The organism is Enterobacter sp. 5-4 (assembly GCF_000612205.1).
Taxonomy (GTDB): Bacteria; Pseudomonadota; Gammaproteobacteria; order Enterobacterales; family Enterobacteriaceae; genus Enterobacter; species Enterobacter roggenkampii.
In genome coordinates this window covers 436,138-451,906 of record NZ_JFHW01000010.1, presented here as the reverse complement: position 1 = coordinate 451,906, position 15,769 = coordinate 436,138, and the positions used below count along the sequence as shown (strand labels likewise).

Sequence of the window (15,769 nt, the reverse complement as noted above, 5' to 3'; positions counted from 1 at the left end):
GGTTTATTAGAAAGCCGACAGGCCGGGAAAAATAGCGTTAAACGGATGACGCTTAGTCTTGTTGATCGATCTTGCGCTCAAGGGACTTGAGGCGCTTGCTCATATCATCAATGTTCATCACCAGAGCTGCTGTTTTACGCCATACCTTGTTGGGCTGGAGCGGAATGCCGGAGGAATAGACGCCAGGCTCAGTGATAGGACGCATTACCATGCCCATTCCCGTCACGGTCACCTTGTCGCAGATTTCCATATGGCCATTAATCACGCTCGCACCGCCAATCATGCAATAACGGCCAATTTTCAGGCTGCCCGCCATGATGACGCCACCCGCAACCGCGGTATTGTCGCCAATCACAACGTTATGCGCAATCTGGCACTGGTTATCGATGATAACACCATTGCCAATGATCGTGTCGTCAAGCGCGCCACGGTCAATGGTGGTACAGGCGCCGATCTCCACGCGATCGCCAATAATAACGCGACCAAGCTGCGGGATCTTAACCCAGTTACCGCGATCGTTAGCGTAACCAAAGCCATCAGAACCAATCACGGTGCTGGACTGGACGAGGCAGTTTTCGCCAATTTCAACGTCATGGTATACGGACACATTCGCCCATAAACGGGTCCCGGCGCCGATTTTCGTATTTTTCCCAACGAAGCAGCCCGGGCCAATGACGACGTTATCGCCCAGCTCGACGCCGGATTCGATAACCGCATTCGCACCAACGGCGACGTTGTTACCCAGCCTGGCCGTCTCATCAATCGCTGCGCTGGCAGCAATGTTCTGGGCCGGTTGCGGCGTGGTATCAAGAATTTGAGCCATGCGGGCATACGTCAGGTAGGGGTTTTTCACTACCAGCGCGCTTACAGTGGCAAATGGAAGATCGTCCTGCGTCAGAACAACAGCTGACGCCTGGCATTGAGCCAGTTGCTCACGGTACTTAGGGCTTACCATGAAGGTAATCGTGCCAGCTTTAGCAGATTGCATGGACGCAACAGCGGTGATGACGATATCGCCATCACCGTGTAATTCTGCATCCAACTGCTGAGCTAAATCAGCCAGTCGAATTGAAGGCATTACTTATTTAACCTGTTTCAGAACGTCAGCAGTGATGTCTTTAACATCTTTGCTGTTGAAAGCGACGGCGTTCGCATCAACAACCAGATCGATGCTCTGATCGGCAGCCACTGCTTTAACAGCGGTCTGAATGCGAGTCACCAGCTTGCCGCGTTCTTCGTTAGAACGACGCTGACGATCCTGCTCGAAAGCCTGCGCTTTCTGGGAGAACGCCTGGCGCTGAGCCATTACGTCTTTTTCCAGCTTGCTGCGGTCGCTTGCCTTCATGGTAGAACCATCACGCTGCAGACGCTGCATTTTGGACTGAAGATCGTTTTCCATACCCTGCAGTTCGCTTGCACGGCCTTTGAATTCGTTTTCCAGAGTCGCAGAAACACCTGTTTTCTGTGCAACCTGCTGGAACAAATTACCCATGTTGACGATTGCAATTTTGTCTGCTGCCTGAGCAGAAGTTGCCATCGCTAAACCGAGACCTGCAGCTAATAACCACTTTTTCACAATTAACTCCTTACCATCCCATTGGCACCAGAAGGTACCGTTCTTTGCGTGGCAAGGCGACCGTATTACCGATCGCCAGTTGTCAGCGCTACACTGCCAACGCATTCCTTTGCAGCGGATTATTACCAGGTTTTACCAATGTTAAACTGGAATTGCTCCGCTTTGTCTCCATCATATTTCTTAAACGGCTGGGCGTAAGAGAAGACCAACGGCCCCAGCGGTGACATCCATTGTAATGCGATACCGGCAGACATGCGAATATTGCTCGGATCGCTGTAGTCAGGAACGCCAGCTGCACGCATCTGGGCAGTGTTCTCCCAGTTGGTATCCCACACCGTACCCGCATCCCAGAAGAAGGATGTACGGACGGAGTTCGCATATTTATCACTAATAAACGGCGTTGGCGTGATGAACTCCAGACTGGCAACGGCCATAGCGTTACCGCCGACTGCGTCATCAGAACTACAGACTTCTGATGAGGAAGACTTATCGCAGTTATCTTTGTCGTTCCCGCCGTAGTAAACCGCTTTCGGACCAATGTTGTTGGACTGGAAGCCACGAACGGTACTGGAACCACCGGCATAGAAGTTTTCATAGAACGGCATCTCTTTGCCGCCTAAACCATCACCATAACCCCAACGGGTACGACCCAGAACCACCCACTTATGATCGTCATCAATCGGGAAGTAGGACGCAGTATCGAGCGTCACCTTATAGAACTCGTTATCGGAACCCGGGACGGTAACTTTACCGTTCAGGTTGACGCGAGAACCTTCCGTTGGGAAGTAACCACGGTCGAGACGGTTATAGGTCCAGCCGTAGTTGAAGGTGAAGTCATCTGCAGCGAAACCGTTGTTATCGCTGTTTTTGCTCGCCGACTGGCCAATAGAATCCAGGTAACGCCACATGGCCACCTGCGGTTGCATATTGGACAGGTCGTTATGCACGTAACCTAAGCCCGCTCGCAGGGTGTTGTATTCGTTAATCGGGAAGCCAAGCGTACCGTCCACACCGTAACTCTTGTTGGTGTAGGAGGACAGATCCGCATCGTCTGCTTTAAAGTCGTTATAGAAGATACGACCGCCCAGGCTCACACCGTCAACGGTGAAATATGGGTTCGTTACAGAGAACTCAGAGTAGGTCTGATAGTCGTTTTTGGTACCGTTAATTCCGACAGAGTAACCCGTACCCAGCCAGTTATCCTGCTGCACGCCAACCTGGAAGCTGACGCCGCTTTCAGTACCGTAGCCCACACCAAAGTTAAAGCTACCGGTGTTACGCTCTTTCACTTTATAAACGACATCAACCTGATCCGGGCTGCCCGGTACGCGCTGGGTATCAGTATCAACCGTTTCAAAATAGCCCAGACGGTTCAGACGCTCTTTACCCTGATCAACGAGATCGCTACCTAACCATGCGCCTTCCATCTGACGCATTTCGCGACGCAGAACGGAGTCTTTGGAGGTGTCGTTACCGACGAAGCGGATCTTACGCACGTAGAAACGGTTACCCGCGTCAACATTCACGTGCAGCTTAACGGTTTTATCCGCGTCATTGATTTCCGGCTGAGTCTGTACGCGCGGATAGGCATAACCATAGCGGCCGAGCAGCTTCTTAATGCTGTCTTCCATTTTGGTGACTTTGGATCCGCTATAGAGATCGCCTGGCTGAATTTTGGTCAGCGATTCGATTTCAGCAGAATGCCCCGCCAGGTTACCACTCACCTCAACACCCGAAAGCTTGTACTGATCGCCTTCCGTGATATTGATCGTAATGTAGATGCCTTTCTTGTCCGGCGTCAGGCTCACCTGCGTCGAGTCGATGTTGAAACGCGCGTAACCACGATCCAGATAGTAGCTGCGCAGGGTTTCAAGGTCGCCCGCCAGTTTCTGTTTCTGGTATTTGCGATCGCCCACCACGTTCCACCACGGCACTTCATCGCGCAGCTGGAAGGTGGAGATCAGTTCGTCGGTGCTGAACGCGTGGTTACCCACAATGTTGATCTGCTGGATCTTCGCAGAGACACCTTCCTGGAAGACCAGCTTCAGGTCAACACGGTTACGCGGCAGCGGAGTCACAACCGCTTTCACGCTGGCGCTGTATTTACCGACGCTGTAGTAGAAGTCTTCCAGACCTTTTTCAATGTCTGAAAGGGTTGTGCGGTCCAGAGACTCACCCACACGAACACCGGATGCTTCAAGGTTTTGCTTGAGCATGTCATCTTTCACCGACTTGTTACCGGAGAAAGTGATACTGGCGATCGTTGGACGTTCTTTTACCTGTACCAGCAGGGTATCACCATCACGCAGGACGCGGACATCCTCGAAGTTGCCGGTGGCAAACAGAGCACGGATGGTATTACTGATATCATCATCATTAACCGTATCGCCGGGGCGCACAGGCATACTGAGGAGGGCCGCACCAACGGCGACACGCTGAAGGCCTTCGAAATGAATGTCTTTCACTACGAACCCGTCAGCACCGTATACGGTGGCGCTGCTAAACAGCAGCGACGCTATGAGCAACTTTTTCATCGCCATCGTTATTATGCGTTCTTCCTAACTAACTCTCTTACAACCGAGAGAAATCATTGAAAAGTGCAAGCCCCATTAACAGCACCAGCAAAATCGAGCCAATGCGATAACTAAAGTCTTGAACTCGCTCGGATACCGGCCCGCCTTTTAGCTTTTCAATCGCTAAAAACAGCAGATGACCCCCGTCTAAAACGGGAAGCGGGAACAGGTTGATTATCCCAAGGTTCACGCTAATGAGCGCGAGGAACATGAGATAGTAAATCACCCCGAATTCCGCTGACATCCCAGCCCCCTGGGCAATCGAAATTGGCCCACTGAGGTTGTTCAGTTTCACATCACCGGTTATCAATTTCCCCAACATGTTGACCGTCAGCTTCATCAGTTGCCATGTTTTATCCGTGGCTTCAAGGATGGCGCTGAACGGCCCATACTGGCGTATTGTCTTGTACTCATCTGGCAGCGGGATCACTTTTGGCACAACGCCTGCAAACCCTTCTGCCTTCTTGCCGACCGACTTCGTATCCGGGATCAGCGTCAGCGAAAGCGGACTGCCCTGCCTTTCAACTTCCAGCGCGAGAGACGTACCCGGATTATCGCGCACCAGAGTAACAAAGGTCATCCACTCTGTTAATGGTTGACCATCGACTTTAACGATCCTGTCGCCTGCTTGCAAACCCGCTTTGCTCGCCGCCGAGTTTGCCTGTACTTCGGCTAATACCGGCTCGATCTGCGCGCCGCGCGGACGAATGCCCAGCGCTGCGACGGGATCCTCTTTGTCTGGCTCGAAACACCATTGACGTAAATCGAGCACTTTGTCCTGACGGGCGTCTGACCCAAATGGCGATACGCTGATGGTGGTCTGCGGATCGCCAATTTTAGCAACCAGCTGCAGTCGCACGGCATCCCAATCAGGGGTTTCGATGCCATCAATCGCTTTAAGTTCCATCCCGGATGTAATTTGCGCACTCGCCGCGATGGAGTTGGGGGCAATGTCACCTACTACCGGACGCACGCCAGGGACGCCGATGATAAACACCAGCCAGTAAGCGAAAATCGCAAAGATGAAGTTGGCTACCGGTCCGGCAGCGATGATGGCGGCGCGTTGTCCAACGGTTTTATTGTTGAATGCGCTGTGTCGCAGTTCAGGCGCGACAGGCTCGACGCGTTCGTCGAGCATTTTGACGTAGCCGCCCAGCGGGATAAGGGCGATGACAAATTGCGTACCGTGGCGGTCGGTGCGCGTCCAGAGTGATTTACCAAAACCGATGGAAAACCGTTCTACGCGCACGCCACAGCGGCGAGCAACCCAGAAATGGCCAAATTCATGCACGGTAATCAGTACACCCAGTGCAACTATGAACGCCGCCAGATTCCAGAGAATGCTCAGCATAAAACCTTCCGTTAAATCGTCCCGAATACCAGTAAAAGCAAACACGCAAACACTGGAACAGCCGCTGTCAGGCTATCAATGCGATCCAGTATACCGCCATGCCCTGGAATCAGGTGTCCACTGTCCTTAATCCCTGCTTCACGCTTGAACATACTTTCGGTTAAATCACCGAGCACGGAGGCAAGCGCAGCAAAAATGGAGCACACCAGTAGTATTGATGGTGCCACTTCAAGATTCGCCCAGACGCCGTAGCCCCAGGAGATGATCGCGGCCGTAAACAAACCGCCGATAAATCCTTGCCAGGTTTTGCCCGGAGAAACCTTCGGTGCCAGCTTATGTTTGCCAAACAGTTTACCAAACATATAGGCCCCGGAGTCAGCCCCCCAGACGAGAATCATCACATAAAGCAGCCAGATCGCACCGCTGTAGTGGTTTTCGTCGTAGTGCCAGGCGCGCAGCGCAACCATACCCCAGAAAAAAGGAATAATAGTGAGCAAACCAAAAATCAGTCGCAGCACTTTTGAATGACGCCACAACGCCGCGGAGCCGGGATAAAACAGCACCAGCAACAGCGCGGCAACCCACCAGGCCAACGATATCCACAAGGAACCAGCCACCAGAGGCTGATGAATATCATGATGATATTCAGGCAACGTGAACAGCATTACGGCCAGAATAAAGCCACAAAGTACCGCAAGCCATACACGCTGCGTACGCGAGGTAAAGCCGCTAAACTGTCCCCATTCCCACGCGGCGAGCATGCACACCACCAGCGTAACAATAGCGAATCCCACCGGGGGCAGTAAAAACAGCGCCGCAATGACAATGGGTATTAATACAAAAGCGGAAATCAGGCGATACTTCAGCAAAAGCTACCCCCATCAGGCGTTGTCGCCACCAGGCTCGGTGCCGCCGAAACGACGCTCTCGATTGGCAAAGGCATGCAGCGCACCTTCAAAGTCTTGTTCATCAAAATCGGGCCAAAGAACATCTGTAAAGTAAAGTTCGGCATAGGCAATTTGCCATATCAAAAAGTTACTTATGCGATGTTCTCCCCCTGTCCTAATTACTAAATCCACAGGTGCCAGTTCATTCATGCAGATTTGCTTGCTCAGCGCTTCTTCATCAATTTGGTCGGGTCTCAACAGCCCTTCCTGAACCTGTTCGGCGAGATGCCGAACGCCCTGGATAATATCCCAGCGTCCGCCGTAATTCGCCGCAATATTCAGCGTCAGACCGGTATTATTTTCAGTCAACGCCTCTGCTTTACGAATCCGTTCCTGCAAACGTGAGTTAAAACGACTGGTATCGCCAATGATACGCAGGCGGACGTTGTGGCGGTGCAGGCTTTTTACTTCGCTGTCTAGCGCCCACACAAACAATTCCATCAACGCAGTCACTTCCTGCAGCGGTCGATTCCAGTTTTCACTGCTAAAAGCATAGAGCGTTAACGCATCAATGCCGTTATTGGCGGCAAAAGAAACGGCGCGGCGAACGGATTTCGCCCCAGCTTTATGCCCAAAGGCTCGTATCTTCCCTTGTCTTTTCGCCCAGCGGCCATTGCCATCCATAATGATTGCTACATGACGGCAGCCATGAGCTGGCAAGTTTTCGCTTATTGGTTGATTCGCAGACAACATAACGCGTTTTTTGTCCCTGAAAAGGATTTAACGGTACTCAGGAATACTGAAGCCGATACATAAAAAAGCCGTGTCAAACCACGGCTCACCTGACCACGTAAAGTCAAATACCTGCGATCAGGTGGCGCAGACTATATCACTGAAGCCCAACGCTAACAAATAGCACGACGACTAGTGGTTGCTTTATCACCAGCTTGCGAGACGTGTCACCTGTTGGCGCGCAATATTACGCGCAGCTGCATCCACCGTTAGCACCTCTTCCACGCTCTGTGGTTCGCGCAAATCCATCATCTCCAGTACCGATAAATTTAACGCCGCAATATCGGTAAAACGAATTTGCTGATTCAGAAATGCTTCAACGGTAATTTCATTGGCTGCATTCAGTGCCGTTGTCGCCGCCTGCCCCTGGTCAAAGGCCGTCATTGCAAGCTTCAGACAAGGGTAACGGTCGTAGTCTGGTTCACTGAACGTCAGGGAACTTAGCTTGCAGAAATCAAGCGGCTTCACGCCGGACTTCACTCGATTCGGCCACGCCATGGAATGGGCAATCGGCGTACGCATATCCGGTTCGCCCAGCTGCGCCAGCACGCTGCCATCCTGATAACGCACCATCGAATGAATCACCGATTGCGGGTGAATCAGTACTTCCATCTGTTTCGCTGACGCATTAAACAGCCAGCGCGCTTCAATGTATTCCAGACCTTTATTCATCATGGTGGCAGAGTCAACGGAGATTTTACGCCCCATCGACCAGTTCGGATGACGGCACGCCTGATCCGGCGTCATCGCACGCAGTTCAGACAGTGGCGTTTCACGGAACGGGCCACCTGACCCGGTAAGCAGAATCGACACGACGCCATTCTGCTCCAGGTCAGCGTACCCCAGGTTCTGTTGAAAAGGTTGCGGTAAACTCTGAAAAATCGCGTTGTGCTCGCTGTCGACGGGCAAAAGACGTGCGCCGCGCTGCTTCACCGCCTCCATGAACAGGCGTCCGCAGGTAACCAGCGACTCTTTATTGGCCAGCAGAACGTCCTTACCGGCATCAATCGCGGCAAGCGTCGGCAATAATCCTGCCGCCCCGACAATGGCCGCCATCACCTGATCCACCTCATCCAGCGCCGCCATCTCGCAGGCCGCCTGTTGGCCACTCAGCACCTCGGTTCGACTGCCCTTCTCAAGCAGCTGTGCTTTCAGCAAGCGCGCGCTCTCTTCGTCATCCATCACCGCATAGCGGGGCGTAAACTCCAGGCACTGCTCAACCATTCGCTGCACATTCTTACCGGCCACCAGCGCTGTCACGGTGTAAAGTTCAGGATTATGGCGAACAACGTCGAGAGTGCTGCAACCGATAGAGCCGGTTGAGCCAAGGAGTGTTAAATGCTTCATGAGATGCCCGAAAAGTTAGACCAGATAAAAGCAAAACGCCGCCAGCTAGACCCAAAGTCCCTCTGAACGGCGTTTATCAGTGTACGACAGAAATCAGAACTGCATCAGTTCCGCTTCTTTATCTGCCAGCGCCGCATCAATTTTTTTGATGGCAGCGTCAGTCATTTTCTGAATGTCGTCCTGGGAACGACGATCGTCATCTTCACTGATCTCTTTTTCTTTCAGCAGCGCTTTGACTTTATCATTCGCGTCGCGACGGACGTTACGCACGGATACACGACCCTGCTCAGCTTCGCCACGCACCACTTTGATCAGGTCTTTACGACGCTCTTCGGTCAGCGGTGGCAGTGGAACGCGGATGTCAGCACCCGCAGAGCTTGGGTTCAGACCGAGGTCAGACGCCATGATCGCTTTCTCAACCGCCGGGCCCATAGAACGATCGAATACGTTGATTTTCAGCGTACGGGTATCTTCTACCGTCACGCTCGCCAGCTGACGCAGAGGGGTTGGCGTACCGTAGTACTCGACGATGATGCCATCCAGCAGGCTTGGGGAAGCACGGCCAGTACGGATTTTGCTGATTTGGGTTTTGAACGCTTCTACGCATTTTTCCATGCGTACTTCAGCATCTTTTCTGATGTCGTTAATCACGTTACGAATCCTTGAAAACTTGTCTCAGGCAGACTATCCGCCAGCACAGCGCTACAGGTGTGCTAAGTATAGTCGCGTTTAATTCATGACAACGCCAAAGGCGCGCCCGGGTAAGATACCACTACAAAATAAAGCGGAATCTTACCTGTATTTATCGTCAACGGAAATTATTCCGTGATCAAAGTGCCTTCTTTTTCGCCCATGACCACGCGACGCAGTGCGCCAGGTTTGTTCATGTTGAAGACACGAATTGGCAATTTGTGGTCGCGAGCCAGCGTGAAGGCGGCAAGATCCATCACTTTCAGCTCTTTATCCAGCACTTCGCTGTAGCTCAGCTGATCGTACATGGTGGCAGAAGGATCTTTTGCCGGGTCGGCAGTAAACACGCCATCGACTTTGGTCGCTTTCAGTACCACATCAGCTTCGATCTCGATACCGCGCAGGCAGGCAGCGGAATCGGTCGTAAAGAACGGGTTACCCGTACCGGCGGAGAGGATCACCACGCGGTTGTTGCGCAGCAGGCTGATAGCTTCTGCCCAGCTGTAATTATCGCATACGCCATTCAGGGGGATCGCGGACATCAGGCGGGCGTTCACATAGGCGCGATGGAGCGCATCACGCATCGCCAGGCCATTCATCACGGTTGCCAGCATACCCATGTGGTCGCCCACAACGCGGTTCATCCCCGCTTTCGCCAGACCAGCACCACGGAAAAGGTTGCCACCGCCAATGACCACGCCAACCTGGATGCCCAGTTCGACCAGTTCTTTGATTTCCTGTGCCATGCGATCAAGGATGCTTGCGTCAATACCGAAGCCTTCCGATCCCTGCAGCGCTTCGCCACTCAGCTTAAGCAGAATGCGTTTGTACACGGGTTTTGCATTGGTAGCCATGTTTCTTTCCTGAGACTGTCAACGATTAAGATGGGGGTTAATTCTGGCGACATGATATGCCGCAAATCAGTACAGCGATACTGGAGCCTGTCTGATTTCCTGTGACGGGTGACAAAAAGAAGCCGCCCTCAGGCGGCTCCTTTTCAATCATTAAGACTGCTTGGACATTGCAGCAACTTCTGCTGCGAAGTCAGTCTCAACTTTCTCGATGCCTTCGCCCACTTCGAAGCGGATGAAGCCAGTTACGTCAGCGTTGTGCTCTTTCAGCAGCTGAGCAACAGATTTGCTTGGGTCCATTACGAATGGCTGGCCAGTCAGAGAAACTTCGCCGGTGAATTTCTTCATGCGGCCTTCAACCATTTTCTCTGCGATTTCTTTTGGTTTACCAGACTGCATCGCGATGTCCAGCTGAACCTGGTACTCTTTCTCTACCACTTCAGCAGACACGTCTTCTGGCTTAACGAATTCTGGCTTGCTTGCAGCGATGTGCATTGCCAGCTGTTTAACCAGCTCTTCGTCAGCGCCTTTAGCCGCAACCAGAACACCGATACGAGCACCGTGCTGGTATGAACCCAGAACGTCGCCTTCCAGAGAAGCAACGCGACGGATGTTGATGTTCTCACCGATTTTAGCAACCAGCGCAACACGCTCTTCTTCGAACTGTGCTTTCAGAACTTCAACGTCAGTGATTTTGCCAGCAACCGCTGCGTCCAGAACTTTGTTAGCAAATGCCTGGAAACCACCATCTTTAGCAACGAAGTCAGTCTGGCAGTTAACTTCCAGAATGATGCCGTAGGTACCGTCGATCTTAGTGATGATCACGCCGTCAGCAGCAACGTTGCCTGCTTTTTTAGCTGCTTTGATCGCACCGGATTTACGCATGTTTTCGATTGCCAGCTCGATGTCGCCGTTCGCTTCAGTCAGCGCTTTTTTGCAATCCATCATGCCTGCGCCAGTACGCTCGCGCAGCTCTTTTACCAGGGATGCGGTAATTTCAGCCATTCTTAAATCCTCGGGAGATGTGAACTGCCCGGCCGGGGGCCAAACAGTGTAAATTGAAAAAAGGGGCCGGTAATGGGCCCCTATTCATACACGGTACTAATAAGGGGTAAAACCTTATTATTCAGCTTCTACGAAGCTTTCTTCCGCCTGAGAAGCCAGATCCTGGGAACGGCCTTCACGAACGGTAGCAGCTACAGCGCTCAGGTACAGGCTAACAGCACGGATTGCGTCGTCGTTACCCGGGATAACGAAGTCAACACCGTCCGGATCGGAGTTGGTATCAACGATAGCGAATACCGGGATACCCAGGTTGTTAGCTTCTTTGATAGCGATGTGCTCGTGGTCTGCATCGATTACGAACAGCGCGTCTGGCAGGCCGCCCATATCTTTGATACCGCCCAGGCTGTTTTCCAGCTTGTCCAGTTCACGAGTGCGCATCAGCGCTTCTTTCTTAGTCAGCTTGTCGAAAGTACCGTCCTGAGACTGGGTTTCCAGATCTTTCAGGCGCTTGATGGACTGACGAACAGTTTTCCAGTTGGTCAGCATGCCGCCCAACCAGCGATGGTTCACGAAGAACTGGTCGCAGCTGTTAGCAGCATCTTTCACAGCTTCGCTTGCAGCGCGCTTAGTACCAACGAACAGAATCTTACCTTTACGGGAAGAGATCTTGTTCAGCTCAGCCAGGGCTTCGTTGAACATTGGTACAGTTTTCTCAAGGTTGATGATGTGAACTTTGTTACGTGCGCCGAAGATGAAAGGCTTCATTTTCGGGTTCCAGTAACGGGTCTGGTGACCAAAGTGAACACCAGCCTTGAGCATGTCGCGCATGGAAACAGTTGCCATGTTTAAAACCTCTATATTGAAAGTTGGGGTTATGCCTCCACGTATCCCATATTACCGACCCCGAAGGGCACCCCGGAATATGTGCCGATACGTGTGTGTTGTTACACAAAGTGAGATTTGTCGCTTCCGTCCAGCCTGTGTATCTGAGATGGATCGGAAGTCCGGCGCGCTTTATACCACAAAACACGACCAGAAACCAACAGTTGTTGGCGGAGTGTGCTGTTAATGATTCTCAATTTGGCACGGAGCGTGCCTGACTGATACCATTGACGACACTTAGACTAGTATTGTCGAAAAAATCGACACCGATGGACAGATTACATGGCTATCTCTATTAAGACACCTGAAGAAATTGAAAAGATGCGCGTCGCCGGTCGTCTGGCCGCGGAAGTGCTGGAAATGATCGAGCCGTTCGTGAAGCCGGGCGTCAGCACGGGTGAACTGGACCGCATCTGTAACGACTATATCGTGAACGAGCAGCACGCGGTTTCCGCCTGCCTCGGCTACCACGGTTTCCCAAAATCCGTCTGCATCTCTATTAATGAAGTGGTGTGCCACGGCATTCCTGACGATGAAAAACTGCTGAAAGACGGCGATATCGTCAACATCGACGTGACCGTCATTAAAGACGAGTACCACGGTGACACCTCAAAAATGTTCATCGTTGGCAAGCCGACCATCCTGGGCGAGCGTCTGTGCAAAGTCACCCAGGACAGCCTCTACCTGGCGCTGAAAATGGTGAAGCCGGGTATTCGCCTGCGTACTATCGGCGCCGCAATTCAGAAATTTGTGGAAGCGGAAGGGTTCTCCGTGGTGCGCGAATACTGCGGTCACGGTATTGGCCGCGTCTTCCATGAAGAGCCGCAGGTTCTGCACTACGATGCAGACGACGGCGGCGTTGTGCTGCAAAAGGGCATGACCTTCACCATCGAGCCAATGGTCAACGCCGGTGACTACCGCATCCGCACCATGAAAGACGGCTGGACGGTGAAAACCAAAGACAGAAGCTTGTCTGCCCAGTACGAGCATACTATTGTGGTAACAGACAACGGCTGCGAAATTATGACGTTGCGCAAGGATGACACCATCCCGGCGATACTGACGAACATTGAGTGATAAGAAGCCGGCAAATGCCGGCTTTTTTAATGGCGATAGCTTTTTCTTATGGGTGGCGCACGATGAGTAATCTATTACCCGAACAGTATGCTAACACAGCCCTTCCCACCCTCCCCGACCAGCCCGATAACCCGGGCGTCTGGCCGCCGCACGAGCTGACCTGCGCGCATATTAAAGCCCATATGGATGTTTTCCATCGCTGGCTGGGTAGCGCGTTCGATGCAGGCGTATCTGCCGAGCAGCTCATTGAGGCGCGCACCGAGTTTATCGACCAGCTCCTGCAGCGTCTATGGATCGACTACGGTTTCGGGCAGGTTAGCGACGTCGCGCTGGTTGCCGTCGGGGGCTATGGCCGCGGTGAGCTGCATCCGCTTTCCGATATCGATCTCCTGATCCTAAGCCGCAAAAAGCTGCCGGACGAACAGGCGCAAAAAATCGGCGAGCTTCTGACCCTGCTCTGGGACCTGAAGCTGGAAGTCGGCCACAGCGTTCGCACCCTGGAAGAGTGTCTGCTGGAAGGGCTATCGGACCTGACCGTTGCCACCAACCTGATTGAAACCCGTCTGCTGATTGGCGACGTCGCGCTGTTCCTGGAGCTGCAAAAACACATCTTCAGCGACGGCTTCTGGCCGTCAGAAAAGTTCTTCGCCGCGAAAGTCGAGGAGCAAAACCAGCGCCACCAGCGCTACCACGGCACCAGCTATAACCTTGAGCCTGACATTAAAAGCAGCCCCGGCGGCCTGCGCGACATCCACACGTTACAGTGGGTCGCCCGTCGCCATTTCGGCGCCACCTCGCTGGACGAGATGGTTGGCTTCGGCTTTTTAACCGAGGCGGAGCGTAACGAGCTCAACGAGTGTCTGCACCTGCTGTGGCGCATCCGCTTTGCCCTGCATCTGGAGGTCACCCGCTACGATAACCGTCTGCTGTTTGACCGCCAGCTCAGCGTGGCGCAGCGCCTGAATTACCAGGGCGAAGGTAACGAGCCGGTTGAGCAGATGATGAAGGATTTCTTCCGCGTCACCCGCCGGGTTACCGAGCTGAACCAGATGCTGTTGCAGCTGTTCGACGAGGCCATTCTGGCCCTGACTGCCGACGAAAAGCCGCGCCCGATTGATGACGAATTCCAGCTGCGCGGTACGCTTATCGATCTGCGCGACGAAACGCTGTTTATCCGCGAGCCGGAAGCGATCCTGCGGATGTTCTACACCATGGTGCGCAACAGCACCATCACCGGGATCTACTCCACCACCCTGCGCCATCTGCGCCACGCGCGCCGACATCTGACGCAGCCTTTGTGTTACATCCCGGAAGCGCGCTCGCTGTTCCTGAGCATGCTCCGCCATCCGGGTGCCGTCAGCCGCGGGCTGCTGCCGATGCACCGCCACAGCGTGCTGTGGGCCTATATGCCGCAGTGGTCGCACATCGTCGGGCAGATGCAGTTCGACCTGTTCCACGCCTACACGGTGGATGAACACACCATCCGCGTGATGCTCAAGCTGGAGAGCTTTGCCAAAGAAGAGACGCGCTCCCGCCACCCGCTGTGCGTCGAGCTGTGGCCGCGCCTGACCCATCCGGAACTGATCCTGATTGCCGCCCTGTTCCACGACATCGCCAAAGGCCGCGGCGGTGACCACTCGGTACTGGGCGCGCAGGACGTGCTGAAATTTGCCGAGCTGCACGGCCTCAACTCACGTGAAACGCAGCTGGTGGCCTGGCTGGTGCGCCATCACCTGCTGATGTCGGTCACCGCGCAGCGTCGGGACATTCAGGACCCGGAAGTCATTAAGCAGTTCGCGGAAGAAGTTCAGACGGAAAACCGCCTGCGCTATCTGGTCTGCCTGACGGTGGCGGATATTTGCGCTACCAACGAAACCCTGTGGAACAGCTGGAAGCAGAGCCTGCTGCGCGAGCTGTACTTTGCCACCGAAAAACAGCTGCGTCGCGGGATGCAGAACACGCCGGACATGCGCGAGCGCGTGCGTCACCACCAGCTTCAGGCGCTGGCGCTGCTGCGGATGGATAACATTGATGAAGAGGCGCTACATCAGATTTGGGCCCGCTGCCGCGCCAACTATTTTGTCCGCCACAGCCCAAACCAGCTGGCGTGGCACGCGCGGCATCTGCTCAAGCACGATCTGTCCCAGCCGATGATCCTGCTGAGCCCGCAGGCCACGCGCGGCGGAACGGAGATTTTCATCTGGAGCCCGGACCGGCCTTATCTGTTTGCTGCCGTCTGTGCCGAGCTGGACAGGCGTAACCTGAGCGTGCATGACGCGCAGATTTTCACCACCCGCGACGGTATGGCCATGGACACCTTTATCGTGCTGGAGCCGGACGGCAGCCCGCTGTCGTCGGACAGGCATGAAGGGATACGTTTTGGTCTGGAGCAGGCGATTACCCAGCGCAGCTGGCAGCCCCCGCAGCCGCGTCGCCAGCCGGCAAAATTGCGCCACTTTACCGTGGATACCGAGGTCAATTTCCTGCCGACCCACACCGATCGTAAATCGTTCCTGGAGCTGATCGCGCTCGACCAGCCAGGGCTGCTCGCCCGCGTCGGCCAGGTTTTTGCCGATCTGGGAATTTCGCTTCATGGGGCCCGAATTACAACGATTGGCGAGCGAGTAGAAGATTTATTTATAATCGCCACCGCCGACCGGCGTGCCCTTAATAATGACCTGCAGCTTGAAGTGCAACAACGGTTGACAGCAGCCCTCAATCCAAACGATAAAGGGTGA

Annotated in this window: 13 protein-coding genes; 2 read left to right on the top strand and 11 right to left on the bottom strand. The window is 53.7% G+C overall.

Annotated elements, in window-relative coordinates:
• Window positions 1–52: 52 nt before the first annotated feature.
• The 11 genes from lpxD to rpsB form a co-directional block, all read right to left on the bottom strand.
• Window positions 53–1,078, bottom strand: a complete 1,026-nt coding sequence (gene lpxD, locus AA74_RS0108250; RefSeq protein WP_008501901.1) for a UDP-3-O-(3-hydroxymyristoyl)glucosamine N-acyltransferase — start codon at window positions 1,076–1,078, stop codon at window positions 53–55.
• A gap of 3 nt (window positions 1,079–1,081) precedes the next feature.
• Window positions 1,082–1,576 (bottom strand): molecular chaperone Skp, encoded by a 495-nt coding sequence (gene skp, locus AA74_RS0108245; protein ID WP_008501902.1) that lies wholly within the window; start codon window positions 1,574–1,576, stop codon window positions 1,082–1,084.
• 122 nt (window positions 1,577–1,698) lie between these two features.
• Window positions 1,699–4,116 (bottom strand): outer membrane protein assembly factor BamA, encoded by a 2,418-nt coding sequence (bamA, locus tag AA74_RS0108240; RefSeq protein WP_008501904.1) that lies wholly within the window; start codon window positions 4,114–4,116, stop codon window positions 1,699–1,701.
• Between the two features lie 31 nt (window positions 4,117–4,147).
• Window positions 4,148–5,500: a sigma E protease regulator RseP gene (gene rseP / locus AA74_RS0108235; protein WP_025912198.1), complete on the bottom strand. Its 1,353-nt coding sequence runs from the start codon at window positions 5,498–5,500 to the stop codon at window positions 4,148–4,150.
• A gap of 11 nt (window positions 5,501–5,511) precedes the next feature.
• On the bottom strand, window positions 5,512–6,369 hold the full coding sequence (gene cdsA, locus AA74_RS0108230; RefSeq protein ID WP_008501906.1) for a phosphatidate cytidylyltransferase: 858 nt from the start codon (window positions 6,367–6,369) through the stop codon (window positions 5,512–5,514).
• 12 nt (window positions 6,370–6,381) lie between these two features.
• Complete coding sequence (ispU, locus tag AA74_RS0108225; RefSeq protein ID WP_021240487.1) at window positions 6,382–7,140, bottom strand: (2E,6E)-farnesyl-diphosphate-specific ditrans,polycis-undecaprenyl-diphosphate synthase; 759 nt, start codon at window positions 7,138–7,140, stop codon at window positions 6,382–6,384.
• Between the two features lie 186 nt (window positions 7,141–7,326).
• Entirely contained in the window at window positions 7,327–8,526 is a 1,200-nt protein-coding gene (ispC, locus tag AA74_RS0108220; protein WP_008501908.1) for a 1-deoxy-D-xylulose-5-phosphate reductoisomerase, read from the bottom strand.
• Between the two features lie 93 nt (window positions 8,527–8,619).
• Window positions 8,620–9,177 (bottom strand): ribosome recycling factor, encoded by a 558-nt coding sequence (gene frr / locus AA74_RS0108215; protein ID WP_008501909.1) that lies wholly within the window; start codon window positions 9,175–9,177, stop codon window positions 8,620–8,622.
• 167 nt (window positions 9,178–9,344) lie between these two features.
• A complete protein-coding gene (gene pyrH, locus AA74_RS0108210; RefSeq protein WP_008501910.1) occupies window positions 9,345–10,070 on the bottom strand; it encodes a UMP kinase in 726 nt (241 codons plus the stop codon).
• Window positions 10,071–10,220: 150 nt separating this feature from the next.
• Entirely contained in the window at window positions 10,221–11,072 is an 852-nt protein-coding gene (gene tsf, locus AA74_RS0108205) for a translation elongation factor Ts (protein ID WP_014830708.1), read from the bottom strand.
• A gap of 117 nt (window positions 11,073–11,189) precedes the next feature.
• On the bottom strand, window positions 11,190–11,915 hold the full coding sequence (gene rpsB / locus AA74_RS0108200) for a 30S ribosomal protein S2 (RefSeq protein WP_003856207.1): 726 nt from the start codon (window positions 11,913–11,915) through the stop codon (window positions 11,190–11,192).
• A 321-nt stretch (window positions 11,916–12,236) separates the two neighbouring features.
• Between rpsB and map the strand changes: the two genes are divergently transcribed.
• Window positions 12,237–13,031 carry a type I methionyl aminopeptidase gene (gene map / locus AA74_RS0108195; protein WP_008501913.1) on the top strand — a complete coding sequence of 265 codons (795 nt, stop codon included), beginning with the start codon at window positions 12,237–12,239 and terminating at the stop codon, window positions 13,029–13,031.
• 62 nt (window positions 13,032–13,093) lie between these two features.
• Window positions 13,094–15,769, top strand: a complete 2,676-nt coding sequence (glnD, locus tag AA74_RS0108190) for a bifunctional uridylyltransferase/uridylyl-removing protein GlnD (protein WP_025912197.1) — start codon at window positions 13,094–13,096, stop codon at window positions 15,767–15,769.